At 59.3% G+C, this 23,294-nt stretch carries 17 protein-coding genes; 8 read left to right on the forward strand and 9 right to left on the reverse strand.

Going from position 1 to position 23,294, the window contains the following annotated elements; translation table 11 throughout:
- Positions 1-16 precede the first annotated feature (16 nt).
- Positions 17-1,264, reverse strand: coding sequence for an enterobactin transporter EntS (gene entS / locus AAIR21_RS20365; protein WP_014169068.1), 1,248 nt, complete (start codon positions 1,262-1,264; stop codon positions 17-19).
- Positions 1,265-1,372: 108 nt separating this feature from the next.
- Here entS and fepD point away from each other — a divergent pair, with 108 nt between their 5' ends.
- The 3 genes from fepD to fepC are packed head-to-tail and all read left to right on the forward strand — an operon-like array spanning position 1,373 to position 4,163.
- The gene (fepD, locus tag AAIR21_RS20370; protein ID WP_183516540.1) at positions 1,373-2,377 is read left to right on the forward strand and encodes a Fe(3+)-siderophore ABC transporter permease; all 1,005 of its coding nucleotides are present in this window, start codon (positions 1,373-1,375) and stop codon (positions 2,375-2,377) included.
- A complete protein-coding gene (gene fepG, locus AAIR21_RS20375) occupies positions 2,377-3,366 on the forward strand; it encodes an iron-enterobactin ABC transporter permease (protein ID WP_106504357.1) in 990 nt (329 codons plus the stop codon). Before fepD ends, fepG begins: the two co-directional genes overlap by 1 nt.
- Positions 3,363-4,163, forward strand: coding sequence for an iron-enterobactin ABC transporter ATP-binding protein (gene fepC / locus AAIR21_RS20380; RefSeq protein ID WP_014169065.1), 801 nt, complete (start codon positions 3,363-3,365; stop codon positions 4,161-4,163). Before fepG ends, fepC begins: the two co-directional genes overlap by 4 nt.
- Positions 4,164-4,210: 47 nt before the next feature.
- On the opposite strand, the gene entF is transcribed toward fepC, so the two are convergent.
- Genes entF through fes form a run of 3 tightly spaced genes read right to left on the reverse strand, consistent with a single transcriptional unit; the run spans position 4,211 to position 9,487 of the window.
- Positions 4,211-8,068 (reverse strand): enterobactin non-ribosomal peptide synthetase EntF, encoded by a 3,858-nt coding sequence (gene entF / locus AAIR21_RS20385; protein WP_183516541.1) that lies wholly within the window; start codon positions 8,066-8,068, stop codon positions 4,211-4,213.
- Entirely contained in the window at positions 8,065-8,277 is a 213-nt protein-coding gene (locus tag AAIR21_RS20390) for an MbtH family protein (RefSeq protein ID WP_014169063.1), read from the reverse strand. The genes entF and AAIR21_RS20390 overlap by 4 nt, the downstream gene beginning before the upstream one ends.
- 10 nt (positions 8,278-8,287) lie before the next feature.
- Positions 8,288-9,487 (reverse strand): enterochelin esterase, encoded by a 1,200-nt coding sequence (gene fes / locus AAIR21_RS20395; RefSeq protein ID WP_183516542.1) that lies wholly within the window; start codon positions 9,485-9,487, stop codon positions 8,288-8,290.
- Between the two features lie 251 nt (positions 9,488-9,738).
- Here fes and AAIR21_RS20400 point away from each other — a divergent pair, with 251 nt between their 5' ends.
- Together AAIR21_RS20400 and entD are read left to right on the forward strand one after the other, a co-directional pair.
- Complete coding sequence (locus AAIR21_RS20400; protein ID WP_183516543.1) at positions 9,739-11,988, forward strand: TonB-dependent siderophore receptor; 2,250 nt, start codon at positions 9,739-9,741, stop codon at positions 11,986-11,988.
- Positions 11,989-12,108: 120 nt separating this feature from the next.
- Positions 12,109-12,795, forward strand: coding sequence for an enterobactin synthase subunit EntD (gene entD / locus AAIR21_RS20405; RefSeq protein ID WP_183516544.1), 687 nt, complete (start codon positions 12,109-12,111; stop codon positions 12,793-12,795).
- A 599-nt stretch (positions 12,796-13,394) separates the two neighbouring features.
- Here the strand turns inward: entD and betT are convergent.
- Positions 13,395-15,428 (reverse strand): choline BCCT transporter BetT, encoded by a 2,034-nt coding sequence (betT, locus tag AAIR21_RS20410; RefSeq protein WP_014169058.1) that lies wholly within the window; start codon positions 15,426-15,428, stop codon positions 13,395-13,397.
- Between the two features lie 128 nt (positions 15,429-15,556).
- On the opposite strand from betT, the gene betI reads away from it, so the two are divergent.
- The 3 genes from betI to betA are packed head-to-tail and all read left to right on the forward strand — an operon-like array spanning position 15,557 to position 19,309.
- Positions 15,557-16,144, forward strand: coding sequence for a transcriptional regulator BetI (gene betI / locus AAIR21_RS20415; protein ID WP_020885037.1), 588 nt, complete (start codon positions 15,557-15,559; stop codon positions 16,142-16,144).
- A gap of 13 nt (positions 16,145-16,157) precedes the next feature.
- On the forward strand, positions 16,158-17,630 hold the full coding sequence (betB, locus tag AAIR21_RS20420; protein ID WP_183516545.1) for a betaine-aldehyde dehydrogenase: 1,473 nt from the start codon (positions 16,158-16,160) through the stop codon (positions 17,628-17,630).
- A 14-nt stretch (positions 17,631-17,644) separates the two neighbouring features.
- Positions 17,645-19,309, forward strand: a complete 1,665-nt coding sequence (betA, locus tag AAIR21_RS20425) for a choline dehydrogenase (RefSeq protein WP_183516546.1) — start codon at positions 17,645-17,647, stop codon at positions 19,307-19,309.
- Positions 19,310-19,355: 46 nt separating this feature from the next.
- Here the strand turns inward: betA and AAIR21_RS20430 are convergent, their stop codons facing one another.
- The 4 genes from AAIR21_RS20430 to alsS form a co-directional block, all read right to left on the reverse strand.
- Positions 19,356-20,054, reverse strand: a complete 699-nt coding sequence (locus tag AAIR21_RS20430) for a GNAT family N-acetyltransferase (protein WP_014169054.1) — start codon at positions 20,052-20,054, stop codon at positions 19,356-19,358.
- A 162-nt stretch (positions 20,055-20,216) separates the two neighbouring features.
- Positions 20,217-20,690 carry a cold-shock protein gene (locus AAIR21_RS20435; protein ID WP_014169053.1) on the reverse strand — a complete coding sequence of 158 codons (474 nt, stop codon included), beginning with the start codon at positions 20,688-20,690 and terminating at the stop codon, positions 20,217-20,219.
- 131 nt (positions 20,691-20,821) lie between these two features.
- Entirely contained in the window at positions 20,822-21,592 is a 771-nt protein-coding gene (locus AAIR21_RS20440; RefSeq protein ID WP_020885040.1) for a (S)-acetoin forming diacetyl reductase, read from the reverse strand.
- 20 nt (positions 21,593-21,612) lie between these two features.
- Complete coding sequence (gene alsS, locus AAIR21_RS20445) at positions 21,613-23,292, reverse strand: acetolactate synthase AlsS (protein WP_041162477.1); 1,680 nt, start codon at positions 23,290-23,292, stop codon at positions 21,613-21,615.
- Between the last annotated feature and the right edge of the window lie 2 nt (positions 23,293-23,294).

Here is a 23,294-nt window from a genome sequence, read left to right on the forward strand (position 1 = left end):
GGCCGGTGTGAACGCGTCAGGCCGCACTGTCGTTCAACACAACCTCCTGCCTGAACCGACGCAGCTCAACCAGGACCACCAGCAATATCACTCCCAGCATAGCCAGGACAAAGCCGCTGCTGCTCGCTGAAGCCACCGGGGTCATTATCGCCCCCAGCCCGCCGAGGATAGCCGCGCCAATGGCATCGCCCGTCACGTTCTGTGCGGTCCACAGACCGTTGATACGCCCCAGCATCCCTTCCGGCGTCTGGGTCTGGATCAGGGTGTACTGCAGCAATGAACTGATGGCGCTCAGCCAGCCAAAAATCACCAGGCACATTACGCCCAGCGCCCATACCGGCATCAGGCTGAAGAAACCAATCGCAATAAACGACGCCAGGGTAGCCAGCAGCATGATCAGCCCGGGACGCGCACTCTGCGCCAGGTTACCGCTGGTCAACGCGCCGCATGCCGCGCCGAGCGGAATAGCCGCGTACAGCACGCCGATTTCCGACGCGCTCATCTGCCACACGCCCGCCAGCGCCGGGTAAAGCACGCGTACGGCGCTGGCCATCGTCAGCAGACCGCCGAGCAGCGCAATGCCACCTATCAACGGATTGCTGAACAGAAAACGGATCGCGGCCATCAGTGATGTCAGCGGATGTTCGCGCGGCTGTGGCGGAGGCGGCAGGCGCGGCAAACGCAGGAGCGTGAGCGTAGTGATAAAGGTGCCCGCCGCCGCCAGCCCATAGTTCCACGCCACGTTGCCGGTCGCCAGCAGCAGGCCACCGACCATCGGTGAAATTACCGACCCGAGGCGCACGGTCAGCATGGTGATTGCCCCCGCCTGCATCAGGTTTTCGCGCCCGACCAGCGCGGGCGTGGCTGCCAACAGCGCCGTGACGCCGAGTGACGCAAAAAAACCGTCCCACAGACCGAGGGCGTAAATGGCAATCAGTGACGGCTCCGGCAGCATGGCGTTCAGACACAGCCCGATAAAGCCTACGCCGCAGGTGCCGCGTGCCAGCAGGATCAGTTTTTTACGCTCGTACCGATCCGCCAGCACGCCGCCCACCATCAGGCCGATAAACATCGCCCCCCCGGTTAAGGTAACCGAAAGCCCCACCAGCCAGCTGGAGTGGGTCATGGACTGGATCTGCACCGGCACGGCAACGCCAAGCAGGCCGAGGGAGAGGATGGAGATAAAACGGGCGATAAAGACAGCGCGGTATGCGGGGTGCGTCTTCAGCAGGCTGAGGTTGAGCAGCCAGGATTTTTGATTCATGACAAGGCCTTGAGTGTATTTCTACCAATTCCATTGGCGCACATGCTAACATAGCCAAATAAGATAGATAACGATAATCACTATCATTATCAAATCATGGATGTTGCTATGTCGTTTTCCTCTTCCGCGGTGCGCGCCGTTGCCGTGCCCGTGTTATTGCTACTGTTAATCCTTGCGATTGCACTCAGTTTGCTGGTCGGCGCGAAGCCGCTGCCCGCGTCCGTTATTATCGATGCGCTCACTGGCAGCTGTCAGAGCGCCGACTGCACCATCGTGCTCGATGCCCGCCTTCCCCGTACCCTTGCCGGACTGCTGGCCGGGGGTGCGCTGGGTCTTGCCGGTGCCTTAATGCAAACGCTCACCCGTAACCCGCTGGCCGACCCCGGTATTCTTGGGGTAAACAGCGGTGCCAGCTTTGCGATTGTGCTTGGCGCGGCGCTCTTCGGTTTTACCTCTCCCTCTGAACAACTGGTGATGGCCTCCTGCGGCGCGCTGTCGGCGTCGCTGGTGGTGGCGTTTACCGGTAGCCAGGGTGGCGGACAGCTGAGTCCGGTACGCCTGACGCTGGCGGGCGTGGCGCTTGCCGCCGTGCTGGAAGGGTTATCCAACGGCATCGCCCTGCTTAACCCGGATGTTTACGACCAGCTGCGCTTCTGGCAGGCCGGTTCGCTGGATATTCGCACCTTGGCAACCTTAAAAGTGGTGGTGATCCCGGTCGTCATCGCCGCCGCCGTCGCGCTGTGTTTAAGCCGGGCGCTCAACAGCCTGAGCCTCGGGAGCGACACCGCAACCGCGCTCGGCAACCGCGTGGCGCGCACGCAGCTAACGGGTCTTGTCGCGATCACCGTACTGTGCGGCAGCGCAACTGCGGTAGTCGGCCCCATTGCTTTTATCGGCCTGATGATGCCCCACATGGCACGCTGGCTGGTGGGTGCCGATCACCGCTGGTCGCTGCCGGTCACGCTGCTTGCTACCCCTGCCCTGCTGCTGTTCGCGGATGTTGTGGGTCGCCTGCTGGTGCCTGGTGAACTGCGCGTCTCGGTGGTAAGCGCGTTTATCGGTGCACCGGTGCTGATCTTCCTCGTGCGACGTAAACGCGGAGGTGGCGCATGATGGCCCCGTCCCGACGTTTAGTCACCAGCGTGTCGTTGCTGGCCGTCGTCATTCTGATGCTGGCGGTCTGGAGCCTGCGCAGCGGCGCGGTCACGCTCGATTTCGCGCAGATTTTTAACGCGCTGCTTGGCAGTGCACCGCGCAATGTCACCCTGGTGGTCACCGAGTGGCGACTGCCGCGCGTGGCGATGGCGATTCTGGTGGGCGCGGCGCTCGGCGTCAGCGGTGCCATTTTTCAGTCGTTGATGCGTAACCCGCTTGGCAGCCCGGACGTAATGGGGCTGAACACCGGCGCCTGGAGCGGTGTGCTGGTGGCGATGGTGCTGTTTGGTCAGCACCTGACGGCCATCACGTTCACCGCGATGACCGGCGGGATAGTCACCGCGCTCATTATCTGGGCGCTGGCCTGGCGCAACGGTATCGACACCTTCCGTCTGATCATTATCGGTATCGGCATTCGCGCCATGTTGATGGCTTTCAACACCTGGCTATTGCTGCAGGCTTCGCTCGACACCGCGCTCTCTGCCGGGCTGTGGTATGCCGGTTCGCTCAATGGCCTGACGTGGGGCAAAACCTGGCCCGCTGCCCCGCTGATCCTGGTGATGTTTATTGGCGCGGTGTTGCTGGTACGCCGGATGCGCCTGCTGGAGATGGGTGATGACAGCGCCTGCGCGCTGGGCGTGGGCGTTGAGCGCTCGCGCCTGATGCTGATGCTGGTGGCGGTGTTACTGACCGCTGCCGCCACCGCCATCGCCGGGCCGATCTCGTTTATCGCGCTGGTTGCACCGCATATTGCCCGGCGCATCAGCGGCACGGCGCGCTGGGGATTAACCCAGGCGGCGCTGTGTGGCGCAGCGTTACTGCTGGCCGCCGACCTCTGCGCCCAGCGGTTATTTATGCCTTATCAACTTCCGGTAGGCGTCGTGACCGTCAGCCTCGGCGGGATTTACCTCATCGTCTTGTTAGTTCAGGAGTCACGCAAGAAATGACAAACAGCACAACCCGCTTGCGCGGCGAACACTTAACCCTCGGCTATGGCAAAAAAATCATTGCCCGTGACCTGACGGTGGCTATCCCGGACGGCCATTTTACGGCGATTATCGGCCCGAATGGCTGCGGTAAATCGACCCTGCTGCGCACCCTCAGCCGCCTGATGACGCCGGTTGAGGGCTGCGTGTATCTCGACGGCGAGCAGATCCAGCGCTTTGCCAGCAAAGAGGTGGCGCGCCGTATTGGCCTGCTGGCGCAAAACGCCACCACGCCTGGGGATATCACGGTGCAGGAACTGGTCTCGCGCGGGCGCTATCCGCATCAGCCGCTGTTTACTCGCTGGCGTAAAGAGGATGATGAGGCGGTGAAGCGGGCGATGCAGGCGACGGGCATTACCGATCTGGCCCGGCAAAGCGTGGATACGCTCTCCGGCGGACAGCGCCAGCGGGCGTGGATTGCGATGGTGCTGGCGCAGGAAACCGCCATCATGCTGCTGGACGAGCCAACCACATGGCTGGATATCAGCCATCAGATCGATCTGCTGGAGTTGTTGAGCGAGCTGAACCGCACGCAGGGCTATACGCTGGCGGCCGTGCTGCATGATTTAAATCAGGCATGCCGCTATGCCACACATTTGATTGCGTTGCGCGACGGCGAAATTGTGGCGCAGGGTGCGCCAAAAGAGATTGTGACGCCGGATCTGATCGCGCAGATCTACGGCATGCGCTGCATGATTATCGACGATCCCGTGGCCGGTACGCCGCTGGTGGTGCCGTTGGGCAAGCGTGCAGTCTGATGCCCTCACCCTCTCCTGGAAGAGAGGGTGAGAGTGAGGGGAAACCGCTACCCCAATATCGCCTTCAGCACCGGTCCTATTGTCTCAAACGCCTGCGGTGAAATGATATCCACGTGGGCGCAATCCTGGCTGTAAACCTCCAGTTCCCCCACCCACGGCGCCCAGGCCTGCTGCGGATCCAGCGTTTGCGTGCGCCCGGCAACAAACAACGTCGCTTTACCGTCGAACCGTGAACTGTGCGCCGTTGTCAGAAGGCGGACGGCATCGGCGTAATTCCCTTCGATGGCGTTAAAGAGCTCGCCAGAGCCTTGCCCCTGCTGCGCGGCGATAAACGCCTGACGCTCGCGTTCGATTTCTGCCAGTACGTCCGGATCGAGACCATGGGCCTCTTTCTCTGCCCAGTTCTGGGTTTCCGGCGGCCAGGTATCCAGCAAGCCGAGAAACGCCACCGCGTCCCCCTGCTCGCGCAGACGGGCCGCAATGCCCTGCGCCAGCGTGCCGCCAAGCGAGTAGCCGAACAGATAATACGGCCCCTGCGGCTGTTGCGCGCGCAGCGTCTGCAGATGCTGTTCGATCACCTCGTCCAGCGTAGCGCACTGCTGCATCGGCCCTTCCGGACGCGGCGACTGAATGCCGGTGATTGACCAGCGCGGGCTGAGATAGCGCGCCAGCACGCTAAACTGCCAGGCAAAGCCGGATGCCGGATGGAAGCAGAACAGCGTCGGACCGTTGCTTTCACGCAGCGGCAGAAGGGTCTCGTAGCCCAGACGCTGTGCCTGTTCGTCATTCATCGATGAATCCAGCAGCGCGCTGAGCATGCTGACCGTCGAGGCCACCATAATCTGCCCCGGCGTGACCCTGCGGGCAAACGTCCGGCTGAGCTGCGCGGCCAGGCGCATCGCCAGCAGGGAATGACCGCCGAGGGCGAAGAAATCGGCATCGATGTCGTTCACCTCACAGCCGAGCAGGGCAGAAAATGCCTGCGCGACGGCCACTTCAGCGTCTGTGTCTGGCGCCCGCCCGGACGTCTTGCGGGTCAATTCCGGCAACGGAAGCGCCTTGCGGTCAAGCTTTCCGTTGGCAGAGAGCGGCAGCGCGCTGATTTGCAGCAGCACCACTGGCACCATATGGGGCGGCAATTGAGCTTTAAGCGAGTGCAGCAGCGCATCGCGGTCCAGCGGCAAGCCGGACCCGGAGACGACATACCCTACCAGCTGTCGGGCATCGCCCCCGGTTGCCGCCGCCTGATTAAAGACGCACGCGTGCGCTACGGCCTGCGCCACGTCAGGCAGCGAAAGCATCGCACGATCGATTTCGCCAAGTTCGATACGCTGACCACGAATTTTCAGCTGATCGTCACTGCGGCCCAGATATTCCACCGCGCCGTTATCCAGCCAGCGCGCCACGTCACCGGTGCGGTACATCCGCTCGCCAGGTGCAAAGGGATCGGCAATGAAGCGGCTGGCGGTCAGGTCCGGACGACCGAGATACCCCTGCGCAAGCTGGGTCCCGGTAAGATAGAGGTCACCGGCCACGCCGAACGGCACCGGACGCATCATCGCATCCAGAATGCGCAGCCCCGTATTCCACACCGGGAAGCCAATCGGCACGCTGTTGCCCGCCACCGCCGCCAGTTCCGGACCCGACGCCGGATACCAGCTCACGTCCACCGCCGCTTCCGTTGGACCATAAAGGTTATGCAACGGGACATGAGTAAGGTGCTCCCACTCCCGACACAGTTCTGTCGGCAGCGCTTCCCCGCTGCAGAACACCTGCTTCAGTGTCTGACAGCCGTCGGCATTTTCCGGCGTCAGCGAGGCAACGAACGCCGCCAGCATCGACGGCACAAAGTGTGTCGTGGTCACGCCATAATGCGCGAAGAAGTTCTGCATCGCCTGCGGATCGCGGTGCGCGTCCGGCTCGGCCATCACCAGCTTCGCGCCGGCGATAAAGGGCCACCAGAACTCCCAGACCGAGACGTCAAAACTGCACGGCGTCTTCTGCGCCACCACGTCATGCGCGTCCAGCGGATAGTGATCCTGCATCCACATCAGGCGATTAACGATGGCGGTATGCCCTACCATCACGCCTTTTGGCCGCCCCGTTGAGCCTGAGGTAAAGATGATGTACGCCGTGTGCGCCGGCTTTGCCAGCCGCAGCGGTTCACTGCCCGCAGGGGGTAATAGTGTGTTGTAACTCAATACAGGGACCGGCAGATCGCTAAAGCGTGAAAGCTGATCGTCAGAGGCGATCAGCAGGGACGGTTTCGCGTCCTCCAGCATCATGCGCAGACGATCGTCCGGGTAACCGGTATCCAGCGGCAACCACGCGGCGCCCGCCTCCACGATGCCGTGCAGCGCCAGGGTAAGAAACACCGAGCGCGGCAGGGCTACCGCCACGCTGTCGCCAGGCTTAACGCCGCGTTCCCGCAGTAATGTCGCAAGAGCCACCACCTGCTCGCGCATCTGGCGGTAATTCAGTTCGATGTGCGCATCAGCAAGCGCGGGGGCATCCGGCGTTTTGCCCGCCTGGTCTGCCACCAGCTGAGCCAGCGTGGTTGACGGTAGCGCCAGCCCGGTATCATTGATACGCGCCAGCTGCTGGTATTCCTGCTCTGAAACGGTTTCTGCTTCGCCGCAGCGCAAATCCGGGTTGGCAGCAAACTGCATCAGCATGGCGTTCAGGCGTGCAACGTGGCGCGTTAGCGTCGCTTCATCGTAGCGCTGCTTATTGGCAAGGATTTCAATACTCAGTCCGCCCTGCTCGTCCGGGAACAGCGCCAGTTCAAGGTCATTGACCGGGCCAGTGGCCAGCGTATGGGTGATGGCGTCCACGCCATCCATATCCAGCTGATAATCAAACACCTTGACGTTCAGTACCGGGCCAAACAGCGCGTCATCGCCCCCGACACGGCCGCTGTCGCGCACGATCTGCTCGGCGTCATAACGCTGATGGCGACGCATTTTTTTCAGCTGGTGTGCCAGACGATGCGCCAGCGCAGGCAGGCTTTCATGCGGGGCGATGTTCACCGCCAGCGGCAGCACGTTCAGCACCGGACCGGTTGCCGTTAAGGCCGCCGACCCCATTCGGCGCATAAAGATAAACCCGGCGGCGTAGTCCAGCCGTCCGGTCAGACGCCCGATCCACAGCGCCACCAGCGCAAGCGCCAGATCGGTACGCTGAACCGGCCCCGCCGCCTGAGCAAGCCGGGTAAAGGCGCGGCGGTCAGCCGTGACCTTCAGACGCAGAATATCGGTGGTCGCCGCACGGCCCGGCAGCGGTGCCGACGACAGCGAGACCGGGGAAGGAAGCTGCTTACGCTGCTCCGCCCAGAACGCCCCGTCGCGCTGATACGCTTCGCTGTCGCGATAGCGCTGGTACTCCTCCACCACCTCGACGAAAGGGGTAAACGGCGACGCGGGCGTGGGCTCGCCGTTTTGCCATGCGCGATAAATAGCGGCGATCTGACGGGTAATCGCCGGAAAACTGAAGCCATCCACCACCAGATGATGATATCGCTGATACCAGTACCAGTGCCCTTCGCCTACCTGAATCAGCTGATGGAACGCCAGCGGCTGACCGCTGTCCACGCGCAGGTTCTGGTTTAAATCCGCCGCCATCCAGGCCATCGCCGCGTCATGGGATTCGGCGCGAACCACGGACGGTTCAGGCAGTGACATAGCGTCATCCACCCACTGCCACACCTCGCCATTCTCTTGCACAAAACGCATGCGCAGGGTGTCGGCCTGCCTCATCCCTTCAACAATGGCTTTTGCCAGCAGCGGTGCGTCAATATTGCCCTTCAGCTCGGTGTAGTGTGCCACGCTCCAGGCGTTTGGCAGGGAGGAAAGCTGCTCCGCCATCCAGATACCCGGCTGGGCGGCGACAAGGGGAAGACGGTTCATGCTTTCTCTCCCGCAAAATAAGACGGTTGCAGGGTTTGCCAGTGGTCGGCGAGCCACTGCTGACAGGCTTCCTGAGACTGCGCTTCACAGACCACGCGCCAGCCCGCCGGCAGCTGGCACTGCTGCGGCCACAGACTGTACTGTCCCTGGTCGTTACGCAAAATCGCAAACTGACCCTGCGGATTATCGAAAGGGTTGCTGAATTCCATACAGACTCCGTTAGTGAATAAGCGGCTGCCAGAGGGTCATCAGCCCCTGCGTCAGCCCACCGCGCCAGCAAAGCGCGTCGTGTCCGCCGTCAACCTGACGCCAGATAACCGGTTGCTGCGGGTGCAGTTCGGCGTAAATCGCCTGATTCGCGCGGAAGATGAGCGGCTCATTGCGCCCGGCTTCAAGAACGATACGCAGCCCGCGCGCGGTGAGGTCGCCCGCTTTAAGTTGTTCGATGAGCAACCCGTCCTGCTGACCGCCACGGTGCGGCCACCAGTAGGAGCCGGACTGGCTTAATACGCAGCCAAAGCGCTCGGGCCAGTTAAGCCCGGCATAAAGTGAAGAGAGGCCGCCAAAGCTTTGACCCGCGACTACCGTTCGGTCGGCGCGGTCGCTGAACGGAGTGCGGCTGTTCACCCGCGGGAGAAGTTCCTCCTGCACCGCCCGCCAGAAATCCGGGTTGCAGGGCAACTCGTGATTGCGGTGCGCCATGTCGATCACATCGATTAAGACGTAGACGGCAGGCGGCAGTTTGCCCGCGTTTGTCAGCGCGGTCAGCGGAGACCACACGGGCATGCTTTCGGCCCAGAACTGGCCGTCGAGCAGTACGGCAAGCGGCCGCTCCGGGCTGTCTTCACCGGTGGTGAAAACCCACACCCGGCGGCGGTTATTCAGACGCACGCTTTCCCATTCAAAGCAGACGGGCGCGTTGCCGGGCGTTGCGGGCGTGTTCCAGCCGGGCTGAACCGGGGCCTCGGGCATTTCGAGCGCCGAGACGGGATGCCCGCGCCCGCCGCGCCAGCTTTGCGGATTTAAAGGGTCGGCCATCGCCGCGGGGAGCAACTTTCGCCAGCCTTCACGCAGCGCCACACGATCGGGTTGCTCGCCGTGGAAGACCGCGGCGGCAAAATCATCTTCGTTCACTGAGGGGATAAAACAGTAGCTGCCGCGCCATTGCGGGGTGAACTCGCCCTGCCACTGCCAGACGTCAGTATCAGGAATGCGCTCAAGGGATTGCGGACGGGCATTTTGATGGTGATCGGTCACGCCGGTGATGTAGAGCCAGACGCGTTTTAGCGGCGAGGTTTTTTGCGTTCCTGCCGGGTCACGCCACCAGAAAGTGACGCGATAGTGCCCCTTCTCGCGGGTCCATTCGGGTCCGTTTTTCGACTGCCACCAGGCTTCACTTCCCGTTTTTAACCCCGTCACCCGTATAACCTCATGTTTATCAGTCTTTTTTGTTTCAGGACAAATTTTATTGATAATATTATTGATAACTATTTGCATTTGCAATAGCGTAGTGGCCGCGCTGTGGGAAGCGCGCTCATAAAACAACCATGCCACGCGTTGTGTGCGCTCGAGGACGGGGCTGCTTACGCAAACTGCGGGTGACACCATGCCGCCTCCTCTCCCTTTCGGGAATGGAGCCCGGGGATGCGGCGCGAAAAGCAGGACGTACAATGAATAAGAAGATTCACTCCCTGGCCTTGCTGGTCAACTTAGGGATTTACGGCGTTGCGATGCCAGCGCTGGCAGACGACAACACCGCCAACGCGCAGCACGAAGACACCATGGTGATCACCGCCGCAGAGCAGAACCTGCAGGCACCAGGGGTATCGACCATCACCGCCGATGAAATCCGTAAAAACCCGCCCGCACGTGACGTGGCCGAAATCATCCGCACCATGCCTGGCGTTAACCTGACCGGGAACTCCACCAGCGGACAGCGCGGCAATAACCGTCAGATTGATATTCGTGGTATGGGTCCGGAAAACACCCTGATCCTGATCGACGGCAAGCCGGTCACCAGCCGCAACTCCATCCGTCTGGGCTGGCGCGGCGAGCGAGATACCCGCGGTGACACCGGCTGGGTACCGCCAGAGATGATTGAACGCATTGAGGTCATTCGTGGCCCGGCCGCAGCTCGCTACGGTAACGGTGCGGCAGGCGGCGTGGTGAACATCATCACCAAAAAATTCGACAACCAGTGGCATGGCTCCTGGAACACCTATCTGAATGCTCCAGAACATAAGGATGAGGGTTCCACTAAGCGCACCAACTTCAGCCTGAGCGGCCCGCTGGGCGGCGACTTCAGCTTCCGCATGTTCGGTAACCTGGACAAAACCCAGGCCGATGCGTGGGACATCAACCAGGGTCACCAGTCCGATCGTACTGGTACCTATGCCGACACCCTGCCTGCAGGCCGTGAAGGGGTCGAGAACAAAGACATTAACGGCGTGGTACGCTGGGACTTCGCGCCCATGCAGTCCCTGGAGTTTGAAGCGGGCTACAGCCGCCAGAACAACCTCTACGCGGGTGATACCCAGAACACCAACAACGACAACAGCTCCAGCGGTCTGGTGAAGAAAAACTACGGTAAAGAGACTAACCGTATCTATCGCCAGAACTTTGCGGTGACCTGGAACGGCGGCTGGGATAATGGCATCACCACCAGCAACTGGGCGCAGTACGAGCACACCCGCAATTCGCGTCTCGGCGAAGGCCTGGCGGGCGGTACGGAAGGATTGTTCAACAGCAATAAATTCACCGACACCGACCTGGCTGATGTAATGCTGCACAGCGAAATCAACCTGCCGATTGATTTCCTCGTCAACCAGAACCTGACGCTGGGCACCGAGTGGAACCAGCAGCGCATGAAGGACTCGACCTCCTTCTCGCAAACCCAGCAGGGCGGGACCATTCCGGGGCTCAGCAACGATCGTAGCCCGTATACCTCGGCGGAGATCTTCTCCCTGTTCGCCGAAAACAACATGGAGCTGACGGACAGCACCATGCTGACCCCGGCGCTGCGCTTCGATCACCATACGATCGTCGGTAACAACTGGAGCCCGTCCCTGAACCTGTCGCAAGGCCTGGGTGACGACTTTACGCTGAAGATGGGTATCGCTCGCGCCTATAAAGCGCCGAGCCTGTACCAGACCAACCCGAACTATCTGTTGTACAGCAAAGGCCAGGGCTGCTACGCCAGCTCCGACGGCGTGGGTTGCTACATGATGGGTAATGACGACCTGAAAGCCGAAACCAGCATCAACAAAGAGATTGGTCTGGAGTGGAAACACGACGGCTGGCTGGCGGGCGTGACCTGGTTCCGTAACGACTACCGCAACAAGATTGAAGCGGGGTATGCGCCAGTCGGCCAGACCTCCACCAGTAAAGTGACCACCGATATTTACCAGTGGGAAAACGTGCCTAAAGCGGTGGTTGAAGGTCTGGAAGGCTCCCTGAACGTGCCGGTCAGCGACACGATCAACTGGACCAACAACATCACCTATATGCTGCAAAGTAAGAACAAGGAGACCGGCGACCGTCTGTCGATCATCCCGGAGTACACGCTGAACTCAACCCTGAGCTGGCAGGTACATCAGGATGTGTCGCTGCAGTCGACCTTCACCTGGTACGGCAAGCAGCAGCCGAAGAAGTACAACTACAAAGGCCAGCCGGTGACCGGGTCTGAGAAAGACGAAGTCAGCCCGTACAGCATCGTTGGCCTGAGTGCGACCTGGGACGTGACCAAAAACGTCAGCCTGACCGGCGGCGTGGATAACGTCTTTGATAAACGCCAGTGGCGCGCGGGTAATGCCCAGACCACCGGCAACGCCACAACCGGTGCCTATATGTACGGCGCGGGTGCATACACCTATAATGAGCCGGGCCGAACCTGGTTTATGAGCATGAACACGCACTTCTAAAGCAGGCTGTGTCTCCCCTCTCCTGCCGGGAGAGGGGCTAAATGTCTCCCTCTCCCGGCAGGAGAGGATCGGGGTGAAGGCATCAGGCCGCACTATTCCTCAACGTCAGGACGAGAAAACATGCGCACCACCCACTCCACATTTCGTCTTGCCGGAACCACGGTCCACCAAATTACCTTCGATCCCACCACCTTTACCGACGCCGACCTCCTCTGGCTTCCTCACCACAACGCGCTTGCTCACGCAGCCCCCAAACGTAAAGCTGAACACCTGGCCGGACGCCTCGCCGCCGCCCACGCCCTGCAGGAATATGGCTTAACGGCCATACCGGCTATCGGCAGCAGCGGCGAGCCGCTGTGGCCTGTCGGCATGACGGGCAGCATCAGCCATACGGCCAGTCGTGCGCTGGCCGTTGTAACGCCGCACGGGCTAACGGGTATCGACGGGGAAATTATCCTCGCTGAAGACGAAGCGGTGGAGATCAAAGACGGGATTATTGGCCCCGCAGAGGACACGCTGCTGCGCCATACCAGTCTGCCATTTGCGCAGGCGCTGACGCTGACGTTTAGCGCCAAAGAGAGCCTCTTTAAGGCGCTGTTTTCACAGGTTAACGCGATGATGGGCTTTGATTGTGCCCGCGTCACGGCGCTCGACGAGAATACCCTGACGCTGGCGCTGACCCGCCCGCTGGCGGGGTTTTCGCAAGATGATGCCTTCACGCTGTTTTGGCTGCGTGACGGCAACACGCAGATCACACTGCTTCCGCCTTTTCCCGCCGCTTCGCACAAGTCATCATCACGGCGTTGAACAATACGCCAGACTGCAGTCTTTTCAATCCTTGCCGCGGGTGCAGCGCAGATAAGGCTGGGTGTTACGTCTTACTGAATAAAAACCTCATGCAAATGACTGTTATCCCAGTGGCACCAATGGCCGAGACGGACAGAGCAAGAATCGAAGCAAAATCATGCGCACCCTCTATGCCGTAAATACTAAACACGTTTGCCAGACGTTGAATGTTGTCCAGTGGAAAAAAGGCTGCCCATACCAGGCCGCAAACGAAAAACCAAAATACTATTTGTACGCAAAACAGGAAAAAACCGGTGAAAGTCCTCATCGGGTCACCGTTATTGCTCCGCAGGAGAACCGTTAATATCAACACCGCCATCGCCTTTAAGCCACACGTAAGCTGGGTTCGTCATTTTTATCTCCTTATAAAAACCAGCAGTATTATCGTAAATCGCTTTTTGAATTAATGCATTTGTGCTTAAGGAAAGACTGATAAAAACAGATAAGGCAGATAAATATAAAAAAAGAATGGGCAAATAGCAGTGCTACTGAGTCGTAAAGGATAAGCAGTCGTAGAACGGGGCCAGAACTGGCCCCGCGGTTTTACTTCAATTCAGTGCTCAAACATCCGGGAACATCACACTATTCCCCGGTGCCTCGCGATGGAGGTGAATAAAGTTCAGGTGCCGCTCATACTGATCCAGTATGTCCGTAATTACCTGTTCCTTACTGTAATCCATCAGGTCATTCCCCTGGCTCCCTTCCAGCAGGAACGTCTCAAGACGGTAATACGTTGATTTCCCGCTGCGTGCGCGATAGGTAAACCCGGGCACCGAATACTGCTGTGGCCAAATCTGGTAGACAAAGTTTTGTTCGTCGCCCATATGCACCAACAGGTCCAGGTGTCCCAGAGTCTCACCGTCGTCCGGCGGCAGGTTTTTCAGTTCAACATACGCACCACGCAGCTTCAGCTCCTGCGCCACCTCTTCCATCGCCGGGAAGCAGACCGTTTCCATCATCTGTTTGGTGTAGCGCGTGCCCGGATAGTTCATCAGGCGTGACAACCGCTTTTTCCAGCTCAGTCTGTCCTGCGCACCCATCGGGCGTGGCGCGGTGTCGCGGCTGGCGCTGACGCGGCGGTAATCTTCCACCTTGAGAGATTTATACAGCCCGGCCATCACGAAGAAGATAACGAAACTGAACGGCAGACCCATGATCACCGTGGTGTTCTGCAGGGCAGAAATACCGTTGGTCATCAGCATGCCCAGGGTCAGCAGGCCAATGGCGACAGACCAGAAGATGCGCAGCCAGTTGGGGGCATCGCTGTTGATGTCCTTGAGCTTCGAGGTGAAGTTCCCCAGCACCAGCGCGCCCGAATCCGCCGAGGTGACGTAAAACAGCAGGCCGGTAATGGTTGCAACAGAGGCGCTAAAGGTAAACGCCGGATACTGCGCCAGCAGGCTGTAGAACCCCCGCTCCGGATGCACCATCGCTTCCTGCGCAAACGTCGCATTGCCGTGAATGATCTCGTGCAGCGCGCTATTGCCGAACACCGACAGCCACAGCAGCGTAAAGGTGAACGGGATAATCAGCGTGCCCATCACAAACTGACGAATGGTGCGTCCACGCGAAATACGCGCCAGGAACAGGCCAACAAACGGCGACCACGCGACCCACCACGCCCAGAAGAACAACGTCCAGTTGTTCATCCACTCGACCGGGCGGTCAAAGGCGAAGCTGTTCAACGTCATACCCATAAAGCGGTTCACGTAATCACCCACGTTCAGCACTAACGCATTGAGCAGGAATGACGTATCGCCCATAAACAGCACGAACAGGATCAGCCCCAGCGCCAGCGCGACGTTCAGCTCAGAAAGCACGCGAATGCCCTTGTCCACGCCGGAGGTAACCGAAATGGTGGCGATAATCACCGACAGCGCGATCAGCGCCGCTTTGGCCGCCATGGAATCCGGGATATCAAACAGCACGCTCAGACCGTAGTTGAGTTGCACCACGCCGATACCGAGCGTGGTGGCGATCCCAAAGATGGTGCCAATCACCGCCGCAATATCCACGGTGTGTCCAATCGGTCCGTTAATTTTTTTACCGAAAATCGGATAGAGCGCGGAGCGGATCGTGAGGGGTAAATTATAACGATAGCTAAAGTATCCGAGCGCCATACCCATCAGGGCATACATCGACCAGCCAGTTAAGCCGTAGTGGAACAATGTCCAGACCATCGCCTGTCGCGCGGCCTCCATCGTCTGCCCCGCCCCTTCCGGTGGCTGCATATATTGCGTGACCGGTTCCGCCACGGAGAAGAACATCAGGTCAATACCAATGCCCGCGGCAAACAGCATCGCGGCCCAGCTCAGCAGGCTGAACTCGGGTTTTGACTGTTCCGGCCCGAGCTTTACCGAGCCAAAGCGCGAGCAGGCGATGCAGACGACGAAGACGATATAGAGCGTCGCCGCCAGCAAGTAGTACCAGCCGAAGGTCTTCGACACCCAGTTCAGGGTGCGCCCAATCCACTCGGCAGAAAAATCGCTAAAGAAGATCGTCATCAGGGAAAACAACAAAATCAGTCCTGCGGATGTATAAAAAACAACCGGATTGATTTTGTCCTTTTCTCTGTCTTGCGAAAGATCTGTCATCCAGTATCCCCACTGTTTTTGTAACTATTGAAATCCAAAACCGCAACAATTAAGACACATTTTATATTGAACGTCCAATCAAAAACCGCTTTAATGGTTAACCAACGCTGATGAATGGAGTGGCAAAAATGCCCAAAGTGGGGATGCAGCCAATCCGGCGCAGGCAACTGATCGACGCCACGCTGGAAGCAATAAATGAAGTGGGAATGCATGACGCGACCATCGCGCAGATCGCCCGTCGGGCGGGCGTTTCCACGGGGATCATCAGTCACTATTTCAAGGACAAAAATGGCCTGCTGGAAGCGACCATGCGCGACATCACCGGCCAGCTGCGCGACGCGGTATTGAACCGTTTGCATGCCTTACCGCACGGCAGCGCAGAGCAGCGTCTGCAGGCGATTGTCGGCGGCAATTTTGATGAAACCCAGATCAGCGGCGCGGCAATGAAAGCCTGGCTGGCCTTCTGGGCAAGCAGCATGCATCAGCCAATGCTCTACCGTCTGCAGCAGGTGAGCAGCCGCCGTCTGCTGTCGAACCTGGTGTATGAGTTCCGCCGCGAGCTGCCGCGCGAACAGGCGCAGGAGGCGGGTTACGGGCTCGCGGCGCTGATTGACGGGCTGTGGCTGCGCGCCGCGCTGAGTGGCAAACCGCTGGATAAAACCCTGGCCCAGTCGCTCACCAGCCACTTTATTAGCCAGCATTTACCGACCGATTAACCGAGGAGAATTTATGTCCCGAATGGCAGAACAGCAGCTTTATATCAATGGTGGTTATACATCGGCCACCAGCGGTCGCACCTTCGAGACCATCAACCCGGCCAACGGTGAAGTCCTGGCGATCGTTCAGGCCGCCGGGCGCGAGGATGTCGATCGCGCCGTAGAAAGCGCGCAGCGCGGGCAGAAAATCTGGGCGGCAATGAGCGCCATGGAGCGCTCGCGCATTCTGCGCCGTGCGGTAGACATTCTTCGTGAGCGTAACGACGAGCTGGCGAAGCTGGAAACCCTCGACACCGGCAAAGCGTACTCAGAAACCAGCACCGTTGATATCGTCACCGGCGCGGACGTGCTGGAGTACTACGCAGGGCTGATCCCGGCGCTGGAAGGCAGCCAGATCCCCCTGCGCGATACCTCATTTGTCTATACCCGTCGTGAACCGCTGGGCGTGGTCGCGGGCATTGGCGCGTGGAACTACCCGATCCAGATCGCCCTGTGGAAATCCGCGCCAGCGCTGGCCGCAGGTAACGCGATGATCTTCAAACCGAGCGAAGTGACGCCCCTCACCGCCCTGAAGCTTGCCGAAATCTACACCGAAGCGGGTCTGCCGGACGGCGTGTTTAACGTTCTGCCGGGCGTGGGCGCAGAAACCGGTCAGTTCCTGACCGAGCACCCGGGCATCGCCAAAGTCTCCTTCACCGGCGGCGTTGCCAGCGGCAAAAAAGTGATGGCCAATTCGGCGGCCTCGTCCCTGAAAGAGGTGACGATGGAGTTGGGCGGGAAATCCCCGCTGGTTATTTTCGACGATGCCGACCTGGATCTCGCGGCGGACATCGCCATGATGGCCAACTTCTTCAGTTCCGGCCAGGTATGCACCAACGGCACCCGCGTGTTCGTGCCGGCGAAATTCAAAGCAGCGTTTGAGCAGAAAATTGTTGACCGCGTGGCACGTATTCGCGCGGGCGATCTGTTCGACGAACGCACCAACTTTGGCCCACTGGTGAGCTTCCCGCACCGCGAAAACGTGCTGCGCTATATCGCCAAAGGCAAAGAGGAAGGCGCGCGTGTACTGTGCGGTGGCGACGTGCTGAAAGGCGAAGGCTTTGACAACGGCGCGTGGGTGGCTCCCACCGCGTTCACCGACTGCACCGATGAGATGACCATCGTGCGCGAAGAGATCTTCGGGCCGGTGATGTCCATCCTCACGTACGAAACCGACGAAGAGGTGATTCGTCGCGCCAACGACACCGATTACGGTCTGGCGGCAGGCATCGTGACTGCCGACCTGAACCGCGCACACAGCGCGATCCACCAGCTTGAAGCGGGTATCTGCTGGATCAACACCTGGGGTGAATCCGCGGCAGAGATGCCGGTTGGTGGCTACAAACACTCCGGCATTGGCCGCGAGAACGGCGTAATGACGCTCCAGAGTTATACCCAGGTGAAGTCCATCCAGGTTGAGATGGGTAAATTCCAGTCCATATTTTAACCGGGAGGTTTTTTTTGCAATTTGACTACATCATTATTGGTGCCGGCTCTGCCGGCAACGTACTGGCAACACGACTGACGGAAGATCCCAATACCACCGTTCTGCTGCTTGAAGCGGGCGGCCCGGATTACCGTTTTGACTTCCGCACCCAGATGCCTGCCGCGCTGGCGTTTCCCTTGCAGGGCAAGCGTTACAATTGGGCGTATGAAACCGAGCCCGAGCCGCACATGAACAACCGCCGTATGGAGTGCGGTCGCGGCAAAGGGCTGGGCGGCTCATCCCTGATCAACGGCATGTGCTACATCCGCGGTAACGCGATGGATCTGGATAACTGGGCAACTGAGCCGGGTCTGGAACACTGGAGCTATCTCAACTGCCTGCCCTACTACCGTAAGGCAGAGACCCGTGACGTGGGGCCAAACGACTACCACGGCGGCGACGGCCCGGTGAGCGTGACCACCTCTAAACCCGGCGTAAACCCGCTGTTTGAAGCGATGGTAGAAGCCGGTGTGCAGGCGGGCTACCCGCGTACTGACGACCTTAACGGCTATCAGCAGGAAGGCTTCGGTCCGATGGACAGAACAGTGACGCCGCAGGGCCGTCGCGCCAGTACCGCACGCGGCTATCTGGATCAGGCGAAATCACGCCCGAACCTGACCATTCGCACCCATGCCATGACCGATCACATTATTTTTGACGGCAAACGTGCGACAGGCGTCGAGTGGCTGGAAGGCGAGAGCACGATTCCGTCAAAAGCGACGGCCAGCAAAGAGGTGCTGCTGTGCGCCGGGGCGATTGCCTCTCCGCAGATCCTGCAGCGCTCCGGCGTGGGTAACGCGGAACTGCTGAAGCAGTTTGACATCCCGCTGGTACATGACCTCCCGGGTGTGGGTGAAAACCTGCAGGATCACTTAGAGATGTACCTGCAGTACGAGTGCAAAGAGCCGGTCTCTCTCTATCCTGCCCTGCAGTGGTGGAACCAGCCGAAGATTGGCGCGGAGTGGCTGTTTGGCGGCACCGGCGTGGGAGCGAGCAACCACTTTGAAGCGGGCGGGTTTATCCGCAGCCGCGAAGAGTTTGAATGGCCGAATATTCAGTACCACTTCCTGCCGGTCGCCATTAACTACAACGGGTCGAACGCGGTCAAAGAGCACGGTTTCCAGTGTCACGTTGGCTCCATGCGCTCACCAAGCCGCGGGCATGTACGGATTAAATCACGCGATCCGCATCAGCATCCGGCGATCCTGTTCAACTATATGTCCCACGAACAGGACTGGCAGGAGTTTCGCGATGCTATCCGCATCACCCGTGAGATCATGCACCAGCCGGCGCTGGATAAATACCGTGGACGGGAAATCAGTCCGGGCATTGAGTGCCAGACCGACGAACAGCTGGACGAGTTTGTGCGTAACCACGCTGAGACTGCCTTCCACCCGTGCGGCACTTGTAAGATGGGGTATGACGAAATGGCCGTGGTCGACGGCGAAGGTCGCGTTCATGGGCTGGAAGGATTGCGCGTGGTGGATGCGTCCATTATGCCGCAGATCATCACCGGCAACCTGAACGCCACCACCATCATGATTGGCGAGAAAATTGCCGATGCCATTCGCGAGCGCGAGCCGCTGGCGAAGAGTACCGCGGCATATTATGTCGCCAACGGTGCACCGGTTCGCCTGTAACGCAGTTTGCTAAGCAGCCCCTCTCCCAACGGGAGAGGGGCATATTTTACAGACGAAACGCCTCCAGCTTTTTACGCTGCCGCCCTTCCCCGTCAAAATTCGCTTCAGCCAGCCAGGCGCGGAGTTCGGCATCCCGCTGTGGCCATTCGCCATCAATGATTGACAGCATGTCGCTGTCGCGGTTGCGCCCTTTGCGCACCAGCTTCTGACGCAGCCGGCCTTCCCAGACAAACCCCAGCCTTTCCGCCGCATTACGCGAGGCAGTGTTCATTGAATCGCACTTCCACTCCAGCCGACGATAGCCATGCTCGAATGCATTCCTGAGCAGCAGCCATACGGTTTCCGTGCCGAGGCGGGAGCCTTTCATCTTGCGTGACCAGGTGACGTGGCCGATCTCCACCGACCCTTGCATGCGCTCTATTGCCATATAGCTCACCAGCCCCACCGCTTGCCCGGTACGTAAATCGATGACGGCGTACGGCACCAGCTCATCATCCAGTACTTTGCCAAGGACCCATTCTGCGGTGTCTTCAACGCTCACGGGCTGGGTGCTGACAAGCCACGTCCAGTCGCTGTCGTCCCCCAGCGCATAGGCCTCATATAAATCCGCGGCGTGGCGTTCGGCATCCAGCGGCTCCAGACGACAATACTGACCGACGAGCGGAGTGCGGGTTAACGCACGGGCGCATTTCCAGTCGGGGACGATATCGTTAACAGTTTGACCATGTTGATTAAGCTCGGGCACGGCGTTGACTCCCGGAAGGATAAGGGTTTTGTTATAGCAGGTTAAAAAGCGGACGAAAAGAGACGCGGCGTATCGCCTGCTCGGGAAAACGGGGGGAGTGGCGTTTGCACGCCAGGATGACAGCGGTACGCCGGGTAAGCCGTCGTCCTACCCGGCAAAGCATTATTTCAGCAGCTTCACCGTAGCGTCGATGTCGATCTCATCTTCCGTGAAGATCATCGTCGTATTCTGGAAGGTGGTGATAGCCAGCTTCTTCACCGTGCGCATTTCACCCGGTTTTTTATCAGACTTGGGTTTGATGTTGTTCATCAGCAGCCCCACGGACAGTACCGCGTTCTCTTTATCGATGCCGGTATCTGCTGGCTCTTCTTCGCTGAACACCACAAACGATTTGATCGAGGTGAGCTTCACGCGCTCGCCTGCGATATAGAGGTGTTTGCTTTCCGGGATCACCTTCACCGCATAGGCGGAAAGGCCTTTGTTGTTGGTTGTGGGCTCGAAGGTCACCGCTGCGTCTTTCTTAATCAGATCAGGGTTGGCGACCTTAATCACATGAAAATAGCGGTTGTCACCGTTTTCATCTTTGATAAATCCAAAGCCTTTATCTTTAAACCACGTTGTGATTGTACCGTTCATCGCTGTTACCGCCTGTCAGATCTCTAAGACTAAAGTTTTGCAGCGCGCAGTGTAATCCACAATGGCTGAGGAGACAAAAAAAAGCCCCTGCACGGGGGCAGGGGAAAACTCATGTCAGAGCTTATTAGTATTTAGTTGAACACCATACCACCGTCAATCAACAAGGACTGACCGGTCATGTAGTCGGAATCTGGCCCGGCGAGATAAGAGACGCAGGCGGCCACATCTTCGGGTTCGGACAATCTGCCAAGCGTAATGCGTTTGGCAAACGTTTCAGTACCGTAGCCGAGCGGTTTACCCGCTGCTTCGGAGACCTGGCGGTCAATTTCCGCCCACATCGGCGTTTTGACGATGCCCGGGCAGTAAGCGTTAACGGTGATCCCTAATGGCGCAAGATCACGTGCCGCCGTCTGGGTTAACCCGCGTACCGCAAACTTACTGGAACTGTAGACCGCCAGTTCAGGGTTCCCGGTATGGCCTGCCTGGGAACAGGCGTTGATGATCTTGCCGCCGTGCCCTTCTTTACGGAAGGCGTCAATGGCAGCCTGGATACCCCAGATAACCCCTTTGACGTTGATGTTGTAAACTTTGTCGACAATTTCCGGGGTGATCGACTCAATTGGCGTGGAAGGCGCGATCCCGGCATTGTTGACGATCACGTTGAAACCGCCCAGCGCAGTGCGGGCTTTTTCCACCGCTGCAAACACCTGCTCGCGGCTGGAGACATCCACCTTCACGGCGACGGCCTTCCCCCCATTACGAGTGATCTCATCGGCAACGGCTTTTGCCGTCTCTTCGTTGTAATCCGCGATGGCGACGGCAAAACCGTCTTTCACCAGGCGAAGCGCAATCGCTTTACCAATCCCCTGGCCTGAGCCTGTTACGAGAGCAACTTTTTGCATTTCTCTGTCCTTATATTGATTCACAAAATCTGGCTGAGATGGAGCTGGCCCATCAGCAGCGGGTTATCGCTATAGTCGACGGGAATGGCGACCACGGCCGGGCCATCGACATCCATTGCAGCACGCAGCGTAGGCTCCAGCGCATCCGCGCTCTCGACGGCAAAGCCTTTCGCCCCAAAGGCATCGGCATAGACTTTGAAATCGACCGGGCCGAACTCTACGCCGGAAAGGCGCTGGTATTTTTTCTCTTCCTGGATCGCCACCATGTTGTAGGCGTTGTCCACCCAGATGATGTGCAGCACATTGGCATTGAGACGCACGGCGGTTTCCAGCTCCATGCTCGACTGCAGGAAGCCGCCGTCACCGGACACCGAGACCACCTTGCGTCCAGGATTGACCAGCCACGCACCAATCGCCCACGGCAGTGCAACGCCCATGGTCTGCTGACCGTTAGAGATCATGACCTGACGTGCGCGGAAGCTATAGAGATAGCGGGCGATCCAGATGTGGAAGCTCCCCATATCAACGGTGAGCGTAACGTCGTTATTGACGATGTCCTGCATGGCCCGCACGATGCGCAGCGGATGCAGGGCAAACTGATTGAGCGAGGCGCCACGGCGATCGAGCAGATCCCGTTGATGCTGACGATCGACCAGGATTTCTGACGCGCGCGCGCTGAGTTCCAGCTTGTGGGCGATCCGGCTGGCGAGCAGGTTCAGCGTTTCGGCGATGTCCCCCACCAGCTCGAGGTCAGGCACATAATTGCGTTCTTCATAGGCGGGCAGCACATCGATATGCACCAGCGTGGCGTCGCCGCTGTTCCACATGGACGGTTCGTATTCCACCGGGCTGTAACCGATGCAGATAATCAGATCCGCCAGATGCAGCAATCTGTCGCCTGCCTGGTTGTTAAAGAGGCCGACACGTCCGGCAAAGCGGGTGAAATGTTCCTGATTCACCGCCCCGGCCGCCTGATAGGTACTGGTGACCGGGATGCGGCTTTTCTCCAGCAGCTTACGCAGCGCGGCGCTGTTGGCAGGCTGGCTGGCCATCAGGCCCAGTAAAATGACCGGATTCCTGGCTTTTTCGATAAGCTTCGCCACATCGTTAATGGCGGATTCCGGTGCTGGCCCCATTTTGGCAGTACTGCTGCCCGGCAAAATCGCGCCCGTGGCGGGCTGGTCGACAATATCCTGCGGCAGGCTGACGAACGCGCCTCCAGGCCTGCCGTGCTCGGCAGCGCGAAACGCGTTCGAGACCACTTCCGCAATCGCATCCGGTGAACTCACCTCCACGGCGTACTTCGTCACCGGGCTGAACATGGCGACTGTGTCCATGCTCTGATGCACCAGCTTCGCTTTATCTGCCCGCTTCACGGCACCGCCCAGCGCGACCACCGGGTCGCCCTCACTGTTGGCGGTGGCAATCCCGGTGATCAGGTTCGAGCAGCCCGGTCCGGAGGTGACCAGCGCGACCCCGGCCTTGCCGGTGAGGCGCCCTACCGCTGCGGCCATAAACGCCGCGTTCGCTTCGTGGCGCACGGGAATGATTTCGATGGAGGAATCGAGCAAGGAATCAAACACTTTGTCGATTTTTGCACCCGGAATACCGAAAACCTGCTTCACGCCCTGCGCTTCCAGCTGGCCTACGACCATATCGGCGCCATGCGCCCACTGACGTGCCTGTTTATCACTGTTCACGG

The organism is Enterobacter sp. PTB (assembly GCF_051130085.1).
Lineage (GTDB): Bacteria > Pseudomonadota > Gammaproteobacteria > Enterobacterales > Enterobacteriaceae > Enterobacter > Enterobacter ludwigii.

Excerpts from the sequence above, each read along its gene's own strand:
- betB (WP_183516545.1), top strand. The coding sequence starts at position 16,158 with ATGTCCCGAATGGCAGAACAGCAGCTTTATATCAATGGTGGTTATACA.
- fepD (WP_183516540.1), top strand. The coding sequence starts at position 1,373 with ATGTCGTTTTCCTCTTCCGCGGTGCGCGCCGTTGCCGTGCCCGTGTTA.
- AAIR21_RS20435 (WP_014169053.1), bottom strand. The coding sequence starts at position 20,690 with ATGAACGGTACAATCACAACGTGGTTTAAAGATAAAGGCTTTGGATTT.
- entF (WP_183516541.1), bottom strand. The coding sequence starts at position 8,068 with ATGAACCGTCTTCCCCTTGTCGCCGCCCAGCCGGGTATCTGGATGGCG.
- AAIR21_RS20390 (WP_014169063.1), bottom strand. The coding sequence starts at position 8,277 with ATGGAATTCAGCAACCCTTTCGATAATCCGCAGGGTCAGTTTGCGATT.
- fepC (WP_014169065.1), top strand. The coding sequence starts at position 3,363 with ATGACAAACAGCACAACCCGCTTGCGCGGCGAACACTTAACCCTCGGC.
- AAIR21_RS20400 (WP_183516543.1), top strand. The coding sequence starts at position 9,739 with ATGAATAAGAAGATTCACTCCCTGGCCTTGCTGGTCAACTTAGGGATT.
- entS (WP_014169068.1), bottom strand. The coding sequence starts at position 1,264 with ATGAATCAAAAATCCTGGCTGCTCAACCTCAGCCTGCTGAAGACGCAC.
- fepG (WP_106504357.1), top strand. The coding sequence starts at position 2,377 with ATGGCCCCGTCCCGACGTTTAGTCACCAGCGTGTCGTTGCTGGCCGTC.
- betI (WP_020885037.1), top strand. The coding sequence starts at position 15,557 with ATGCCCAAAGTGGGGATGCAGCCAATCCGGCGCAGGCAACTGATCGAC.
- betT (WP_014169058.1), bottom strand. The coding sequence starts at position 15,428 with ATGACAGATCTTTCGCAAGACAGAGAAAAGGACAAAATCAATCCGGTT.
- AAIR21_RS20440 (WP_020885040.1), bottom strand. The coding sequence starts at position 21,592 with ATGCAAAAAGTTGCTCTCGTAACAGGCTCAGGCCAGGGGATTGGTAAA.
- entD (WP_183516544.1), top strand. The coding sequence starts at position 12,109 with ATGCGCACCACCCACTCCACATTTCGTCTTGCCGGAACCACGGTCCAC.